We start from the raw sequence: 17,500 nt of genomic DNA on the forward strand, positions 1-17,500 counted from the left end.
AAGAGGGAAACAGCCCAGATCGCCAGCTAAGGTCCCAAAGTGTGTATTAAGTGGAAAAGGATGTGGAGTTGCTTAGACAACTAGGATGTTGGCTTAGAAGCAGCCACCATTTAAAGAGTGCGTAATAGCTCACTAGTCGAGTGACTCTGCGCCGAAAATGTACCGGGGCTAAATACACCACCGAAGCTGCGAATTGATACCAATGGTATCAGTGGTAGGGGAGCGTTCTAAGTGCAGTGAAGTCAGACCGGAAGGACTGGTGGAGCGCTTAGAAGTGAGAATGCCGGTATGAGTAGCGAAAGACGGGTGAGAATCCCGTCCACCGAATGCCTAAGGTTTCCTGAGGAAGGCTCGTCCGCTCAGGGTTAGTCAGGACCTAAGCCGAGGCCGACAGGCGTAGGCGATGGACAACAGGTTGATATTCCTGTACCACCTCTTTATCGTTTGAGCAATGGAGGGACGCAGAAGGATAGAAGAAGCGTGCGATTGGTTGTGCACGTCCAAGCAGTTAGGCTGATAAGTAGGCAAATCCGCTTATCGTGAAGGCTGAGCTGTGATGGGGAAGCTCCTTATGGAGCGAAGTCTTTGATTCCCCGCTGCCAAGAAAAGCTTCTAGCGAGATAAAAGGTGCCTGTACCGCAAACCGACACAGGTAGGCGAGGAGAGAATCCTAAGGTGTGCGAGAGAACTCTGGTTAAGGAACTCGGCAAAATGACCCCGTAACTTCGGGAGAAGGGGTGCTTTCTTAACGGAAAGCCGCAGTGAATAGGCCCAAGCGACTGTTTAGCAAAAACACAGGTCTCTGCGAAGCCGTAAGGCGAAGTATAGGGGCTGACACCTGCCCGGTGCTGGAAGGTTAAGGAGAGGGGTTAGCGTAAGCGAAGCTCTGAACTGAAGCCCCAGTAAACGGCGGCCGTAACTATAACGGTCCTAAGGTAGCGAAATTCCTTGTCGGGTAAGTTCCGACCCGCACGAAAGGTGTAACGATTTGGGCACTGTCTCAACCAGAGACTCGGTGAAATTATAGTACCTGTGAAGATGCAGGTTACCCGCGACAGGACGGAAAGACCCCGTGGAGCTTTACTGTAGCCTGATATTGAATTTTGGTACAGTTTGTACAGGATAGGCGGGAGCCATTGAAACCGGAGCGCTAGCTTCGGTGGAGGCGCTGGTGGGATACCGCCCTGACTGTATTGAAATTCTAACCTACGGGTCTTATCGACCCGGGAGACAGTGTCAGGTGGGCAGTTTGACTGGGGCGGTCGCCTCCTAAAGTGTAACGGAGGCGCCCAAAGGTTCCCTCAGAATGGTTGGAAATCATTCGTAGAGTGCAAAGGCATAAGGGAGCTTGACTGCGAGACCTACAAGTCGAGCAGGGACGAAAGTCGGGCTTAGTGATCCGGTGGTTCCGCATGGAAGGGCCATCGCTCAACGGATAAAAGCTACCCCGGGGATAACAGGCTTATCTCCCCCAAGAGTCCACATCGACGGGGAGGTTTGGCACCTCGATGTCGGCTCATCGCATCCTGGGGCTGTAGTCGGTCCCAAGGGTTGGGCTGTTCGCCCATTAAAGCGGTACGCGAGCTGGGTTCAGAACGTCGTGAGACAGTTCGGTCCCTATCCGTCGTGGGCGTAGGAAATTTGAGAGGAGCTGTCCTTAGTACGAGAGGACCGGGATGGACGCACCGCTGGTGTACCAGTTGTTCTGCCAAGGGCATAGCTGGGTAGCTATGTGCGGAAGGGATAAGTGCTGAAAGCATCTAAGCATGAAGCCCCCCTCAAGATGAGATTTCCCATAGCGTAAGCTAGTAAGATCCCTGAAAGATGATCAGGTTGATAGGTTCGAGGTGGAAGCATGGTGACATGTGGAGCTGACGAATACTAATAGATCGAGGACTTAACCATATAATATGTAGCAAATGTTATCTAGTTTTGAAGGAATATGCCTTCAATAGTTTGGTGATGATGGCAGAGAGGTCACACCCGTTCCCATACCGAACACGGAAGTTAAGCTCTCTAGCGCCGATGGTAGTTGGGACCTTGTCCCTGTGAGAGTAGGACGTCGCCAAGCTATTTATATCATCGCGGGGTGGAGCAGCACGGTAGCTCGTCGGGCTCATAACCCGAAGGTCGCAGGTTCAAATCCTGTCCCCGCAACCAATGGTCCCGTGGTGTAGTGGTTAACATGCCTGCCTGTCACGCAGGAGATCGCCGGTTCGACCCCGGTCGGGACCGCCATTTTATATAAAGAAAAGAACGAAACAAGTTGTTTCGTATTTTTTTATTTGTTTTAACAAAAAACTAATAAAGACAGTCAAACTATCCTTAGGACAACTCCTAAGGACTTTTTTATATATTCAAAACCTGTATAATAAAGAGCAGAGAACATTGTGAGTAAAGTAGGTGAAGTCTGTGAGTAAATATGAAGTAACAACAAAATCTTCTGAGGAAACACAAAGATTATCAGAAAAACTAGGTGAACTTGCCCGGGCACAAGATGTAATTATTTTAGAAGGAGATCTTGGAGCTGGTAAAACGACTTTTACAAAAGGGCTAGCAAAAGGTCTTGGCGTGAAAAGAGTTGTAAATAGTCCTACCTTTAACATTATTAAAGAATATAAAGGAAGATTGCCGTTATATCATATGGACGTGTATCGTTTAGCGGAAAGTGAAGAAGACTTAGGTTTTGATGAGTACTTCTATGGTGAAGGAATTACGGTAGTAGAATGGGCTCATTTGATAGAAGCATATTTACCGAATGAAAAGTTACAAATTAGTTTATTCCATGCTGGAGATGACACAAGGAAAATTGTACTCGAGCCAGTTGGAGACCGTTATATTAGATTATGTGAGGAGCTATTACAAGATGAAAGTACTAGCAATTGATACTTCAAATTACGTAATGGGTGTATCCCTTATTGAGGAAGAAAACGTAATTGGGGAAATCATTACAAATTTAACAAAAAACCATTCTGTACGCCTTATGCCAGCTGTAGAGCAACTATTAAAAGAATGTGGTGTAAAACCAAAAGAATTAACTAAAATCGTTGTGGCTGCTGGACCTGGATCATATACAGGAGTTCGCATAGGTGTGACAGCGGCAAAAACATTAGCTTGGTCACTTCAAATACCAATCGTAGGTGTATCAAGTTTAGAAGTAGTAGCTGCAAACGGTGCTAACTTTAGTGGGTTAATTTGTCCTTTATTTGATGGAAGACGTGGACAAATTTATACTGGATTATATACATATGAAGGAGAGCAGTTAACTTCAATAGAAGAAGATCGAATTATTCTTATTGTAGACTGGTTGCAAATGTTAAAAGATAAAGGACAGCCTGTTTTATTTATCGGTAACGATGTTAAATTGCATAAAGAAACAATTATAGAACATTTAGGCAATCAAGCTGTATTTGCTCCTTTCACTAAAAATAACCCAAGACCAAGTGAGTTAGCTTTCTTAGGGTTACAAAAAGAGGAACAAGATGTACATTCATTTGTTCCTAGTTACCTTCGTTTAGCTGAAGCTGAAACAAAGTGGTTAGAAAGTCAAAACAAGTAGGAGCTTGCAGAAGATGGATATGATATTTAGAAAGATGGAACTCGATGATATCGCTCAAATTGTAGCTATTGAAGAAGCATCTTTTTCAACTCCTTGGACTGCAGATGCCTTTCAACGTGAATTAACGATGAATGAACATGCACATTATGTTGTGCTAGAAAAAGATGGCCTTGTAATCGGGTATTGTGGATTGTGGATAATTATTGATGAATCACATATCACAAATATAGCTATTTTGCCAGAATACCGAGGTCAAAAGTTAGGAGATGCCCTATTGAAAGAAGTTATTTCCGTAGCGAAAGAACTAGGGGTAAAAACAATGACGCTTGAAGTACGCGTATCAAATGAAGTAGCAAAGCAGTTATACAAAAAATACGGATTTCAAAATGGTGGAATTCGTAAACGATACTATGCAGACAATCAGGAAGATGGTCTTGTAATGTGGGTGAATATATAATGGAAAAAAATACGATTATACTTGGTATTGAAACAAGCTGCGATGAAACAGCAGTAGCAGTTGTTAAAAATGGAACGGAAATCATTGCGAACGTCGTTGCATCACAAATTGAAAGTCATAAGCGTTTTGGCGGGGTTGTACCAGAGATTGCATCCCGTCACCATGTAGAAGAAATTACAGTTGTGTTAGAAGAAGCTTTAAAAGAAGCGAATATAACTTTCGAGGATATTGATGCAATTGCTGTAACAGAGGGACCCGGTTTAGTAGGAGCACTTTTAATAGGAGTAAATGCAGCGAAGGCGGTAGCCTTTGCACATGATATTCCTCTAGTTGGTGTTCATCATATTGCTGGCCATATTTATGCGAATCGTTTAGTAAAAGAAGTTCAATTCCCACTACTATCACTTGTTGTATCGGGTGGACATACAGAACTTGTTTATATGAAAGAACATGGTTCATTTGAAGTGATTGGTGAAACGCGAGATGATGCAGCAGGAGAAGCATATGATAAAGTAGCTCGTACGCTATCTATGCCGTATCCAGGTGGTCCTCATATTGATCGCCTTGCGCATGAAGGGAAGCCAACAATTGATTTGCCTCGTGCATGGCTAGAACCCGATTCGTATGATTTCAGCTTTAGTGGATTGAAATCAGCAGTTATCAACACTGTGCATAACGCAAAACAACGTGGTATAGAAATTGCACCGGAAGATTTAGCAGCAAGCTTTCAAGAGAGTGTAATTGATGTACTTGTAACGAAAGCATCTCGTGCAGCAGAAGCGTATAATGTAAAGCAATTGCTTCTTGCTGGTGGAGTAGCTGCTAATAAAGGGCTTCGTGCACGTCTAGAAGAAGAGTTTGCACGAAAAGAAGATATAGAGCTAATTATCCCGCCGTTATCTTTATGCACAGACAATGCAGCAATGATTGCAGCTGCAGGTACAATTGCATACGAACAAGGAAAACGTGCGACATTAGCTTTAAATGCAAACCCAGGCTTAGATATTGAAGCATAGTTATACACAAAATTAACCACAGCTTGTGGATAAAACCCATATTATCTGTTGATAATGTGGGTTTTATTGTGTATATAAACTGTTAATAACTTTTTTGTTAAATGTGGATAATGTGGAAAAGTTATTTTGATGTTTATTTTATAAAGGTGGATATGTGTATAACCTTGTGGATAAAACGGATGAAGTCTGACCTTTAAATGAATTCTTTTTCGGGAAATAAAAACGAGAAGATATCCTAAAAAACTTTTGAAAAATCCTCCTCTTATCATATTGGTTGCTGCAATTGTCAATCTTTGTCGGGAAAACGATGTTTCTTGTCGAATTGTTTATATATTTTAAGTTAAGGTATGTGCATTCAAAAAATCGTCGATATAATTTCATGTACTACGAAACTGATTCTAAAGGGAAATAAAAAGGATGTCATCTAGTCAAAAATCCTCGACTGATGAGACATCCTTTTTGTTTAAATTAGCTTATATATGCAGTTCTTCCCATTCTGCCATACAGGCTTCAAGTTGTTCTTGTAATGTTTGTTTTTTCGTTGTAATCTCACTAGCCTTTTCATAATCTGCATATATTTCTGGTAAGCAAAGCTGATCCTCTAACGTAGCAATTTCTTCTTCTAAGCTTACGATGTTTTGTTCTAGTTCTTCGATTTTTCGAGTGCGTTGACGTTCTAATTGTTTACGCTCTTTTTCTTCGAGATAATTTAATTTTTCTTGAGCTACGGTTTTTTGAACAGGTGCCTGATTTTCTTGCTGTTCTTGTTGTTCAAATGCTACGCGTTCAATCATTTCATTTTTCTTCTCCACATAGTAATCGTAATCACCTAAATACTCTTGCGCACCTTCTGTTGATAATTCGACAACTGTAGTCGTTACGCGATTAATGAAGTAGCGGTCATGTGAAACGAATAGAAGAGTTCCTGGATAATCAATTAAAGCATTCTCCAAAATTTCTTTACTATTTAAATCAAGATGGTTCGTTGGCTCATCGAGAATTAATAAATTGGATTTTTGCATCATAAGTTTTGCGAGAGCTAATCGGGCCTTTTGTCCACCACTAAGAGAAGATACTGGTTTTAGTACATCATCCCCTGTGAATAAAAAATTACCTAATATAGTGCGAATTTCTTTTTCGGGTTGAAGCGGATATTCATCCCATAGTTCATTTAAAACGCGCTTAGAAGATGTTAAGTTAGCTTGCTCTTGATCATAATAACCAACAGATACATTTGATCCGAAAGCAACATCTCCATGTAATAGCTGTAACTTATTCACAATGGATTTTAATAATGTGGATTTTCCAATTCCATTCGGTCCAACTAAGGCAACACTATCTCCCCGAGTTAAGCGCATATTTACATGTTCAATAATAGGATCCTCATCATAACCGATGGTTGCATCTTTTACTTGTAAAACATCATTTCCACTTTGTTTTTCAATATCGAAGTGGAATGAGGCTGATTTAGAGTCACCTAATGGTCTGGTTAATAATTCCATTCTATCTAATTGTTTACGACGGCTTTGTGCACGTTTTGTCGTAGATGCACGTGCTATATTTTTTTGAACGAAGTCCTCAAGTTTAGCGATTTCATCTTGTTGCTTTTCGTAACGCTTCATTTCTTGTTCGTATAGGGCTGATTTTAAGTCTAAATATTTACTGTAGTTACCAACAAATCGTCTGCTTTCTTTATTCGAAATTTCATATACTTGTGTAACAAGCTTATCTAAGAAATAACGGTCATGAGAAACGATTAAAATTGCGCCAGGATAACCTTGTAAGTATTGCTCAAGCCACGTTAATGTTTCGATGTCTAAATGGTTTGTAGGCTCGTCTAAAATAAGTAAGTCTGGTTTCGTTAATAATAATTTCCCAAGAGCTAATCTCGTTTTTTGTCCGCCACTTAACGTAGAAATTGTCGTCTGATGCGTTTCAACAGGGAAACCAAGACCGCTTAAAATGGAGCGAATATCTGCTTCGTACTGATAGCCGCCTTGATCTTTATAATCTAATTGCAATTGGTCATAATCAGCTAATAATTTTTCATATGTAGCGGCATTTGAAAAGTTTTCTTCTTTTCCCATTTCTTGCTCTAGCCTTCGAAGTTTTGTCTCCATTTGCTGTAGGTGTGTAAAGACGGTTAGCATTTCATCCCAAATTGTTAATGATGTTTCTAATCCAGTATTTTGAGCTAAGTACCCAATTGAGACATCTTTCGGTTTTATAATTTCGCCGCCATCATGAGATAATTCACCGGCGATAATTTTTAATAATGTAGATTTTCCGGCTCCATTTCGTCCAACTAAAGCGATACGATCTTTCGTTTGCACTTCCAATTTTATGTTTGCAAGAATCGTTTCGGCACCGTATAATTTTGAAAGCCCGTTTACTTGTAATAAAATCAATGTTTTCACCTCAAATAATTTCTTAACTTTGCCATGTTTATATTTCTCAATCATACTAAAAATAGTGTATAGTTTAAAATAAAGAGAGAATACTTCTTCTCTTTATTATACAAGGAAATTCATAAGTACTAAACTTCTGTATTCGATTCAAGTATATGAATAAAGATAGGAAGAGAGGAGAGGTTATATGGATCAGCAGAAAATTCCGCAAGCCACTGCTAAACGATTGCCTCTATACTATCGATTTATCCAAAACTTATCTCTTTCTGGTAAGCAACGTGTTTCATCAGCCGAATTGAGTGAAGCGGTAAAGGTTGATTCCGCAACTATTCGAAGAGATTTCTCATACTTTGGAGCATTAGGGAAAAAGGGATATGGATATAACGTAAATTATTTATTATCATTTTTCCGTGAAACACTCGATCAAGATGATATAACACGTGTAGCGCTTATTGGAGTAGGTAATTTAGGGACCGCTTTCTTACATTATAATTTCACGAAAAACAATAATACAAAAATTGAAATGGCATTTGATGTTAGTGAAGAGAAAGTTGGAACAGAAATCGGGGGTATTCCTGTATATCATTTAGATGAATTAGAAGAAAGGTTATCAAATGATATACAAGTGGCAATATTAACAGTACCCGCTACAGTAGCGCAATCTGTAGCCGATAGATTGGCAGAAACAAACGTGCACGGTATTTTAAACTTCACACCAGCACGCTTAAATGTGTCAGAGAATATAAGAATTCATCATATTGATTTAGCTGTAGAGCTACAAACGCTTGTTTACTTTTTAAAGAATTATCCACAATAAAACGCAGAGGAGGTGACCTCTGCGTTTTATTATTGTTTTTTCTTTGTGAATTTCACTAATATAAGGCGAAGTGCCAAATTAAAATCAATTGTTGCCATAACTGCAAATAGTATTGTCCACATATTCCAGATTGTATCTGTCACGTTCGTAATGGCGAAACGTGTAAAGATACATCCGAGAAGGAAATACAATGCAGCCATGAACAATGGTGAGTTTCTCATACAAAAAATCCTCCGATAAAGCCTTGCATTTTTTCAGCTTCTTTAATCATTTCTTGAATTTGTTCATTGCTCATGAAAATCTGTCCAATGGCAACTAATGTATTCATTGCTACATGGGCTGCTATAGGAACGATAATGCGTTTCGTTTTTACATATAAGAAGGCGAATACGAGCCCCATAGAAGTGTATACCAATAGGTGAGTAAAATCAAAATGAATCGCTGCGAATACGAGTGAACTAATAATAGCAGCAACGAAGAAATTAAATCTCTTATAAAGTGTACCAAATAAAATTTTTCTAAATACGATTTCTTCTAAAATAGGTCCGATTATAGATATAACAATAAGGAACCAAGGTGTCGTTCTTGCGATGTCCATAAGTCGGTCTGTATTCTCAGATCCAGGTGTAATCCCTAATAGATACATTTCAATCATACCTGCAATACTTTGTGAGATGATTGCTAAGAAGAACCCGATAAAAATCCACCCGATTGTAGCTGGAACAGAAGAGCGCATTGCATCTAAATGCCTGTCACGAATATCTGTTCTAAGTAACCAAATTACAACGCATAGTGCAATGAAAAAGCTAATAATAGACCAATGTCCGGTTATTAGTTGAAACTTTTCCTCGTTGGTAAATCCTCTATTATCGTATAGTCCGGTTTTCAGAAGAAGTGGTAATCCGGCAATACCCGACAATTGCATTAAAATGTATGTAACGATAATCCACCAATATTGTTTCTTCAAATGGTTTAACCATCCTTTCTAACTCTAGTGTATGAGATAAGGCAGGATAACATGTAATATGCTACCTACGATATAAACTTTCATTCGAATTATGTTTTTTTTGTAAATCTGCATTGGAAATTAAAATAGAAGACAGGAAAAAGTTGTGTGTGTAGCGAAAACAACTTAGGGTGTCTTTCATATTGTAACATACGAGTAGTGGAAACAACGATTCATATAGTAAAGGTAGTAGAAGAAGGATTTTATATAGAAGAGTATATATAGTAATTTGCGAAAAAATTATGATTTTTTTACTTGCAAAAGAAATTGAGATTATTTATTATTATAAGTGTGTTAGCACTCGGGTGACTCGAGTGCTAATAAAAAATTTACATAACACAATGAGGAGGTTATTGTTCATGCTAAAGCCATTAGGTGATCGCGTTGTAATTGAGCTTGTTCAAGCAGAAGAAAAAACAGCAAGTGGTATTGTATTACCAGACACTGCAAAAGAAAAACCACAAGAGGGTAAAGTTATTGCAGTAGGTACTGGTCGAGTGCTTGAAAATGGTGAGCGTGTTGCTTTAGAGGTAGCAGCAGGTGATCTTATCATCTTCTCAAAATATGCAGGTACTGAAGTAAAATACGAAGGTACAGACTACTTGATTTTACGTGAAAGTGACATTTTAGCAGTTATCGGTTAATTATATAAATCTTAAAAATTCCAAGGGGGTCAATTATTATGGCAAAAGATATTAAATTTAGTGAAGAAGCACGTCGTTCGATGCTTCGCGGTGTCGACACTCTTGCAAACGCAGTAAAAGTAACGCTTGGACCAAAAGGTCGTAACGTTGTACTTGAGAAAAAATTCGGTTCACCACTTATTACAAATGATGGTGTAACAATCGCAAAAGAAATCGAATTAGAAGATGCATTCGAAAACATGGGTGCAAAATTAGTAGCAGAAGTTGCTAGCAAAACAAACGATGTAGCTGGTGACGGAACGACAACTGCAACTGTATTAGCGCAAGCTATGATTCGTGAAGGTCTTAAAAACGTAACAGCTGGTGCAAACCCAATGGGTCTTCGTAAAGGTATCGAAAAAGCTGTTACTGCTGCAATTGAAGAATTAAAAGCGATTTCTAAACCAATTGAAGGTAAATCTTCTATCGCACAAGTAGCTGCTATTTCTGCGGCTGACGAAGAAGTAGGTCAATTAATCGCTGAAGCAATGGAGCGCGTTGGTAACGACGGCGTTATTACTTTAGAAGAATCTAAAGGATTCACAACGGAATTAGACGTAGTAGAAGGTATGCAATTTGATCGTGGATATGCATCTCCTTACATGATTACTGATTCTGACAAAATGGAAGCTGTTCTTGATAACCCATATATCTTAATTACTGACAAAAAGATTTCTAACATCCAAGAAATCTTACCAGTATTAGAGCAAGTGGTACAACAAGGTAAACCACTTCTTATCATTGCTGAAGATGTAGAAGGCGAAGCTTTAGCTACATTAGTAGTGAACAAACTTCGTGGTACATTCAATGTAGTGGCTGTTAAAGCTCCTGGATTTGGTGACCGTCGTAAAGCAATGCTAGAAGATATCGCAATCTTAACTGGTGGCGAAGTAATCACTGAAGAATTAGGACGTGACTTAAAATCTGCTACAGTTGAATCTTTAGGACGCGCTGGTAAAATCGTTGTAACGAAAGAAAACACAACTGTAGTTGAAGGTATTGGAAACACACAACAAATCGAAGCTCGCATCGGTCAAATCCGTGCGCAATTAGAAGAAACAACTTCTGAATTCGATCGTGAAAAATTACAAGAGCGTCTTGCTAAATTAGCTGGTGGCGTAGCAGTAATTAAAGTAGGTGCAGCAACTGAAACTGAGTTAAAAGAGCGCAAACTTCGCATTGAAGATGCACTTAACTCAACTCGTGCAGCAGTAGAAGAAGGTATCGTTGCAGGTGGTGGTACTTCACTTATGAACGTATACACGAAAGTAGCTTCTATCGTAGCTGAAGGCGACGAAGCAACAGGTATCAACATCGTACTTCGTGCACTAGAAGAGCCAGTTCGTCAAATCGCAATCAACGCTGGTCTAGAAGGATCTGTAGTTGTAGAGCGTCTAAAAGGCGAAAAAGTAGGCGTTGGTTTCAACGCAGCTACTGGCGAATGGGTTAACATGCTTGAGTCTGGTATCGTAGATCCAGCTAAAGTAACTCGTTCTGCACTTCAAAACGCAGCATCTGTTGCAGCTATGTTCTTAACAACTGAAGCTGTAGTTGCTGATAAGCCAGAACCAAATGCACCAGCAATGCCTGACATGGGCGGCATGGGCATGGGCGGTATGGGCGGAATGATGTAATAAGCATCACTCTGTGAAGCTGTTCAATGTATAAATAGTTAATTAGAAGAAGGCTACTTCCTTGATAAAAGGAGGTAGTCTTTTTTGTTGTTAAGATGTATATAAAAGGTTTCTGGAAGGTCGCAAGTTTAGAGAGAGAATGGAGGGGAATATTCAAGCTTCTTTTATTACGATAATATTCAATATAATTCCAATTGAATATATAATTCTTTTAACATTTATGATACAGTCAAAAGGGATTTTTCTTATTTTTTAGTCGAGATAATAAGTCTCCTAGTTCTTATTGTCTATGAGAGAAGATGGCGGTAGCCTAGTTAGTGAGGTATATGATGCAGATTAAAGAAAATTTGGGTAGAAACATTTTTTCGAAAATATTAGTAGTATGTGGTTTGGCGATGTTTATCATTACACTTTATAGTTCATTTCAAATAGAGAAATCTACCTATTCTTCGGTCGCTGTGTTAATTCTGGAGATAGTAGCAACTATTTTGGTGCTCGGAATAATATCATTTTTAGCAAATCGTTTTTTAACAGTTAATCAATTTTTGCTCATTCTCATAGTTACAGCCTTTGCAATTAGGTTGTTATGGATCATTTTTGAAAAAACAGTACCTATCTCGGATTTTTCTGTAATGTATGAAAGTGCTCAACAAGCTGTAAAGGGTAATTTTGCATTTATTACAGATGAATACTATATGAGTTGGACATACCAATTGGGATTCACATATTATGAGGCTATATTAATAAAATTTTTTGGTAATCATCTGTTTATATTGAAGTTATTTAATATTTTTTGGAGCGTAGGTACTGCCGTGATTATTTATTTTATGGGTAAAACCATTTTTAATGAATACAGTGCGAGAACTGCGGCAATATTTTACGCGTTTTACATACCTAATATTATCTATAGCTCTGTATTAACAAATCAATATATTTCTACCTTTTTCTTTTTTTTAGGACTGTATGTTTTAATTACAAAAGGTTTTTCAACTAAATACGGTTGGGGTTTAACAGGGTTACTGTTAAGTATTGGAAATATTATGAGACCGTTAGGAAGTTTCTTTTTATTGGCGGTTTTTGTTTATGTATTAATTTATAAGATACTTCCGTTTAGAAAAAAAGAAACGTTTAACTACGTAAAAAAATTAGTGGGAATAGTGATTGTATATTTTCTAGTGATGCAAATTGTAAGTATTTTCTTAATGAACACGGGATTAGCGAAAAAACCATTGTCGAACCAAATGCCATATTGGAAATTTGTTGTGGGATTCAATTATGACTCGATTGGTGGATGGAATCAGCCAGATGTTGTTTACCTTAGTCAATTTAAACTTGGGAAGGAAAGAAATGATGCTTCCGTTGCTTTGATCAAGGACAGATTGAAGGACAAAGAGAAAGTTCGTCAATTACTTGTATTGAAAGTTGAAAAAATGTGGAGTAATCCTGATGATGCACCTGGTTGGGCTTTGGAGTGGGGGGAACTGAATAAACCACACTTACAACAAATGCTGACAAAATATGAAAGGCTTATGTATATTACATGTTGTATATTTGCGATTGGTACCATTTCATTATATAGAAGAAATGATTCAATATATCCTCTTTTATATATTTTGTTTGGTGGATATGTGGTTATTCATTTGTTTGTCGAAGTTCAAACTAGGTATCGTTTTGACATTTTGCCCGTTATGTTTTTATTTGTGGGATACGGGGTATTTGTAATAAAAAATGGTGTTACACGATTAATGGGTAGAAAACAACAGAAAAAAGTTGAATAATAGGATAAAACACAAAAAACATTTCTATATGGAAATGTTTTTTGTGTTTTAGTGGGAAAGAAATTAATTTCTGTAGAATTTTGTCGCTTTCTCTCTTGACCACATCGACACTTCATTGTTAGAATCTAGGAAGATAATATAAAACGATCCTTCATATATCCTCAATGATATGGTTTGAGAGTCTCTACCGGGTTACCGTAAACAACCTGACTATGAAGGCAGTGTGTCTTATATTTATAAAGAGCGGAGACTATCTTTCTTTATAAAGCCAGACCCCTGCCTTTTCTTTGTTATGAGACTAGAGGCGGAGGACTGGCTTTTTTTATTATATTGGTAATGCTTTTCGCCAAATTGGTGAAAATATTTATATACGAGAACTAACGTTGGGGTGATTATTTTGAAAAAGCAGCACGATACAATTATCGTTTTAGATTTTGGAAGTCAGTACAATCAGTTAATAGCACGTCGAATTCGTGAGTTCGGTGTATACAGTGAACTTCATCCACATACAATTACTGCGGAAGAAATTAAAGCAATGAATCCAAAAGGGATTATTTTCTCTGGTGGACCAAATAGTGTATACGGTGAAGGTGCATTACATTGTGATGAAAAAATCTTTGAACTAGGATTACCGATTTTCGGTATTTGTTACGGTATGCAGCTTATGACACAACACTTCGGTGGTAAAGTAGAACGTGCAAACCACCGTGAGTACGGAAAAGCTGTTCTTAAAGTAGAGAACGAATCAAAATTATATACGAACCTTCCAGAAGAGCAAGTTGTATGGATGAGTCATGGTGACTTAGTAACTGGTTTACCTGAAGGATTCGTAGTAGACGCAACAAGTGAGTCTTGCCCAATTGCTGGTATGAGCAATGAAGCGAAAAACTTATACGGTGTACAATTCCACCCAGAAGTACGTCATTCTGAGCACGGTAACGATTTAATTAAAAACTTCGTATTCGGCGTATGTGGTTGTTCTGAAGGATGGAACATGGAGAACTTTATCGAAGTAGAATTAGAGAAGATCCGTGAAACTGTTGGAGACAAAAAAGTACTATGCGCACTTAGTGGCGGTGTAGATTCTTCTGTTGTAGCAGTATTAATTCATAAAGCAATTGGCGACCAGTTAACATGTATTTTCGTTGACCACGGCTTACTTCGTAAAGGTGAAGCAGAAGGTGTTATGAAAACATTTAGCGAAGGCTTCCATATGAACGTTATTAAAGTGGATGCACAAGAACGCTTTATGAACAAGTTAAAAGGTGTAGAAGATCCAGAACAAAAACGTAAAATTATCGGTAACGAATTCATTTACGTATTTGATGATGAAGCTTCTAAATTACAAGGTATGGACTTCCTAGCACAAGGTACACTTTACACAGACATCGTTGAAAGTGGTACAGCAACTGCACAAACAATTAAATCTCACCATAACGTTGGTGGACTTCCGGAAGACATGCAGTTCAAATTAATTGAGCCTTTAAACACGTTATTTAAAGATGAAGTACGTGTATTAGGATCTGAATTAGGAATTCCTGATGAAATCGTATGGCGTCAACCATTCCCAGGTCCAGGACTTGGTATTCGTGTATTAGGTGAAATCACAGAAGAGAAATTAGAAATCGTTCGTGAATCTGATGCGATTTTACGTGAAGAAATTATTAAAGCGGGCTTAGACCGCGAAATTTGGCAATACTTCACTGCGCTTCCTGGTATGCGTAGCGTAGGTGTTATGGGTGACGAGCGTACTTACGATTACACAGTAGGTATCCGTGCAGTAACATCTATCGACGGTATGACAGCTGACTGGGCACGTATCCCTTGGGACGTATTAGAGAAAATCTCTGTACGTATCGTAAACGAAGTAAAACACGTTAACCGTATCGTGTATGATGTAACGAGTAAGCCACCAGCAACTATTGAGTGGGAATAGTATTATAAAAAAGATCCATCTTTTGCTTATGCATAGATGGATCTTTTTATTTTCAGTATTAATACGAACGAAAATATAAAATTTTATAAAATTGTTCGTTTTTAAATTGACAAAAATACTTTCAAGAGTTAATATGAGTATGTAATTCAAACGAAAAGTGAATATTATGCCGTCGTATAATATCGGGGATATGGCCCGAAAGTTTCTACCTAGCTACCGTAAATGGCTTGACTACGAGGCGTTTTTATAAAGATGAGGGGAAACTTGTCTTTGTTTATAGAACGCTTCCATGTATATGCAATGGAAGCCTTTTTTATTTTTATAGATAAAAGAGGGCTAGGGTGAAATGCGGCGAGTAATCATATAACGGGGGAAACGTAGGATGAAACGCTATTTTCAATTTGATGAGCTCGGTACGAATTATAAGACTGAGTTCATAGCAGGGTTAACGACATTTCTATCTATGGCTTACGTACTATTTGTCAATCCTGCTACGCTGTCACTTGGAAATGTTAAAGGGTTACCAGCAGGTACAGGAATGGATCCAGGTGCAGTATTCGTTGCGACAGCATTAGCGGCCGCGATCGGTTCGTTAATTATGGGTATTTTCGCAAAGTATCCAATTGCTTTAGCCCCAGGTATGGGAATTAACGCGTTCTTTGCTTATACAGCAGTTTTAACGATGGGTATTCCGTGGCAAACAGCAATTGCCGGAACGTTAATGTCAGGTATTATCTTTATTATTCTTACAGCTTCAGGTATTCGTGAAAAAATCATTAATGCAATTCCATCGGAGTTAAAGTTTGCAGTAGCAGCAGGTATCGGATTGTTCATTGCCTTTCTTGGATTCCAAAATGCCGGAATTATCGTGAAAAATGATGCTGTTCTTGTTGGGTTGGGGGACTTAACAAAGGGCACAACGTTACTAGCAATCTTTGGGGTTGTTACGACAATCATCTTCATGATTAAGAAAGTTAATGGTGCGGTATTCTACGGTATGATTCTTACGGCAATTTTAGGAGTAGCAACAGGATTAATTGACACTCCTAAAGCAGTAGTGGGGGCGATACCGAGTCTAGAACCAACGTTCGGTGCTGCGTTAACTCATTTCGGAGACATTTTCACTATTCAAATGGGGATTGTAATTATAACGTTCTTCTTTATCGATTTCTTTGATACAGCAGGTACGCTTGTAGCGGTTGCGAATCAAGCAGGATTAATGAAGAACAATAAATTACCACGTGCAGGAAAAGCATTATTCGCAGATGCAATTGCAACTGTAATTGGTGCGATCTTAGGTACATCAACAACAACGTCTTACATTGAATCGTCTGCAGGGGTAGCAGCGGGAGGACGTTCTGGATTTACAGCAGTTGTAACAGCAGGATTCTTCTTACTGGCACTATTCTTCTCGCCATTATTAAGTGTTGTAACACCAGCTGTAACGGCACCAGCTTTAATTATTGTAGGGATTTTAATGGTTTCTTCTTTAGGAGAAATCGACTGGAAGAAGTTCGAGATTGCAGTACCGGCATTCTTTACTATCATTTCAATGCCGCTTACGTATAGTATCGCAACGGGAATTGCGATTGGATTTATCTTCTATCCAATTACAATGGTTGTGAGTGGTCGTCGTAAAGAGGTTCATCCGATTATGTATGTTATGGGAGTTTTATTCGTACTGTATTTCATCTACGTTCGTAAATAAAGGGGTTTTTGAAAGGTCTAGACTTAAGGGGAGTCTAGGCCTTTTTTGCGTCTTCAGAAAATCTTAAGGATTTCCGAGCGTTTTTCTTCAGAAGTTTTCCTATAATAGAAGTTAGGGATAAAAAATGAATGGGGGAAATATTATGGCCGGGGAAACAATACTTGTCGTAGATGATGAAAAAGAAATTAGGAAACTTATTACAATATATTTAAAGAACGAAGGATATAAAGTACTGCAGGCCGGAGATGGAGAAGAAGGGCTACGTATGTTAGAAGAGAATGAAGTACATTTAGTTGTGTTGGATATTATGATGCCGAAAGTAGATGGTATTCATATGTGTATGAAAGTAAGAGAAGCGAAAGAAATGCCAATTATTATGCTTTCTGCGAAAACGCAAGATATGGATAAAATTTTAGGGTTAACAACTGGTGCAGATGATTACGTAACGAAACCGTTTAATCCGTTAGAGTTAATCGCGAGAATTAAATCCCAGTTACG

General features: G+C 38.5%; 14 protein-coding genes, 2 tRNA genes, 2 rRNA genes and 2 riboswitches (2 of these 20 only partly in view). Of the genes, 15 read left to right on the plus strand and 3 right to left on the minus strand.

The genetic code is table 11. The features are described 5' to 3' along the window. The 8 genes from BTOYO_RS14870 to tsaD form a co-directional block, all read left to right on the plus strand. Nucleotides 1-1,905, plus strand: a 23S ribosomal RNA gene (locus BTOYO_RS14870) (it extends 1,017 nt beyond the left edge of the window). Nucleotides 1,906-1,955: 50 nt separating this feature from the next. Beyond that, a 5S ribosomal RNA gene (gene rrf, locus BTOYO_RS14875) occupies nucleotides 1,956-2,071 on the plus strand. 12 nt (nucleotides 2,072-2,083) lie between these two features. Continuing rightward, nucleotides 2,084-2,160 (plus strand) — tRNA-Met (locus BTOYO_RS14880). A 2-nt stretch (nucleotides 2,161-2,162) separates the two neighbouring features. Beyond that, nucleotides 2,163-2,238, plus strand: a tRNA-Asp gene (locus BTOYO_RS14885). 174 nt (nucleotides 2,239-2,412) lie between these two features. Beyond that, the gene (tsaE, locus tag BTOYO_RS14890) at nucleotides 2,413-2,886 is read left to right on the plus strand and encodes a tRNA (adenosine(37)-N6)-threonylcarbamoyltransferase complex ATPase subunit type 1 TsaE (protein ID WP_000049641.1); all 474 of its coding nucleotides are present in this window, start codon (nucleotides 2,413-2,415) and stop codon (nucleotides 2,884-2,886) included. After that, nucleotides 2,867-3,559 carry a tRNA (adenosine(37)-N6)-threonylcarbamoyltransferase complex dimerization subunit type 1 TsaB gene (gene tsaB, locus BTOYO_RS14895; RefSeq protein WP_000865744.1) on the plus strand — a complete coding sequence of 231 codons (693 nt, stop codon included), beginning with the start codon at nucleotides 2,867-2,869 and terminating at the stop codon, nucleotides 3,557-3,559. The genes tsaE and tsaB overlap by 20 nt, the downstream gene beginning before the upstream one ends. 13 nt (nucleotides 3,560-3,572) lie before the next feature. After that, nucleotides 3,573-4,016 carry a ribosomal protein S18-alanine N-acetyltransferase gene (gene rimI / locus BTOYO_RS14900; RefSeq protein ID WP_000367202.1) on the plus strand — a complete coding sequence of 148 codons (444 nt, stop codon included), beginning with the start codon at nucleotides 3,573-3,575 and terminating at the stop codon, nucleotides 4,014-4,016. After that, entirely contained in the window at nucleotides 4,016-5,032 is a 1,017-nt protein-coding gene (tsaD, locus tag BTOYO_RS14905; RefSeq protein WP_000414604.1) for a tRNA (adenosine(37)-N6)-threonylcarbamoyltransferase complex transferase subunit TsaD, read from the plus strand. Before rimI ends, tsaD begins: the two co-directional genes overlap by 1 nt. Before the next feature lie 473 nt (nucleotides 5,033-5,505). On the opposite strand, the gene BTOYO_RS14910 is transcribed toward tsaD, so the two are convergent. After that, nucleotides 5,506-7,440, minus strand: coding sequence for an ABC-F family ATP-binding cassette domain-containing protein (locus BTOYO_RS14910; protein WP_000602176.1), 1,935 nt, complete (start codon nucleotides 7,438-7,440; stop codon nucleotides 5,506-5,508). A 187-nt stretch (nucleotides 7,441-7,627) separates the two neighbouring features. On the opposite strand from BTOYO_RS14910, the gene BTOYO_RS14915 reads away from it, so the two are divergent. After that, complete coding sequence (locus BTOYO_RS14915; protein WP_000372701.1) at nucleotides 7,628-8,257, plus strand: redox-sensing transcriptional repressor Rex; 630 nt, start codon at nucleotides 7,628-7,630, stop codon at nucleotides 8,255-8,257. 29 nt (nucleotides 8,258-8,286) lie between these two features. On the opposite strand, the gene BTOYO_RS14920 is transcribed toward BTOYO_RS14915, so the two are convergent. Both BTOYO_RS14920 and BTOYO_RS14925 read right to left on the minus strand, forming a co-directional pair. After that, nucleotides 8,287-8,478, minus strand: coding sequence for a YdiK family protein (locus BTOYO_RS14920; RefSeq protein ID WP_001246201.1), 192 nt, complete (start codon nucleotides 8,476-8,478; stop codon nucleotides 8,287-8,289). Beyond that, nucleotides 8,475-9,224, minus strand: a complete 750-nt coding sequence (locus tag BTOYO_RS14925) for a CPBP family intramembrane glutamic endopeptidase (RefSeq protein WP_000745318.1) — start codon at nucleotides 9,222-9,224, stop codon at nucleotides 8,475-8,477. The genes BTOYO_RS14920 and BTOYO_RS14925 overlap by 4 nt, the downstream gene beginning before the upstream one ends. 398 nt (nucleotides 9,225-9,622) lie before the next feature. Between BTOYO_RS14925 and groES the strand changes: the two genes are divergently transcribed. The 6 genes from groES to BTOYO_RS14955 form a co-directional block, all read left to right on the plus strand. Then, nucleotides 9,623-9,907 (plus strand): co-chaperone GroES, encoded by a 285-nt coding sequence (gene groES, locus BTOYO_RS14930; protein WP_000917306.1) that lies wholly within the window; start codon nucleotides 9,623-9,625, stop codon nucleotides 9,905-9,907. Between the two features lie 38 nt (nucleotides 9,908-9,945). Further along, entirely contained in the window at nucleotides 9,946-11,580 is a 1,635-nt protein-coding gene (gene groL, locus BTOYO_RS14935) for a chaperonin GroEL (protein WP_001029987.1), read from the plus strand. Between the two features lie 329 nt (nucleotides 11,581-11,909). Continuing rightward, on the plus strand, nucleotides 11,910-13,358 hold the full coding sequence (locus tag BTOYO_RS14940) for a glycosyltransferase family 39 protein (protein ID WP_001165918.1): 1,449 nt from the start codon (nucleotides 11,910-11,912) through the stop codon (nucleotides 13,356-13,358). A 131-nt stretch (nucleotides 13,359-13,489) separates the two neighbouring features. Continuing rightward, nucleotides 13,490-13,591, plus strand: a riboswitch (purine riboswitch). 164 nt (nucleotides 13,592-13,755) lie between these two features. Continuing rightward, nucleotides 13,756-15,294: a glutamine-hydrolyzing GMP synthase gene (gene guaA, locus BTOYO_RS14945; protein WP_000743919.1), complete on the plus strand. Its 1,539-nt coding sequence runs from the start codon at nucleotides 13,756-13,758 to the stop codon at nucleotides 15,292-15,294. Between the two features lie 152 nt (nucleotides 15,295-15,446). Next, nucleotides 15,447-15,548, plus strand: a riboswitch (purine riboswitch). A gap of 128 nt (nucleotides 15,549-15,676) precedes the next feature. After that, on the plus strand, nucleotides 15,677-17,002 hold the full coding sequence (locus BTOYO_RS14950) for an NCS2 family permease (protein ID WP_000833089.1): 1,326 nt from the start codon (nucleotides 15,677-15,679) through the stop codon (nucleotides 17,000-17,002). Nucleotides 17,003-17,144: 142 nt separating this feature from the next. Continuing rightward, on the plus strand, nucleotides 17,145-17,500 hold the 5' portion of the coding sequence (locus BTOYO_RS14955) for a response regulator transcription factor (RefSeq protein WP_000896762.1). The gene runs 346 nt beyond the window's last position; only the first 356 of its 702 coding nucleotides appear in the window; it begins with the start codon at nucleotides 17,145-17,147; its stop codon lies beyond the right edge, outside the window.

This window comes from Bacillus toyonensis BCT-7112 (assembly GCF_000496285.1).
GTDB lineage: Bacteria > Bacillota > Bacilli > Bacillales > Bacillaceae_G > Bacillus_A > Bacillus_A toyonensis.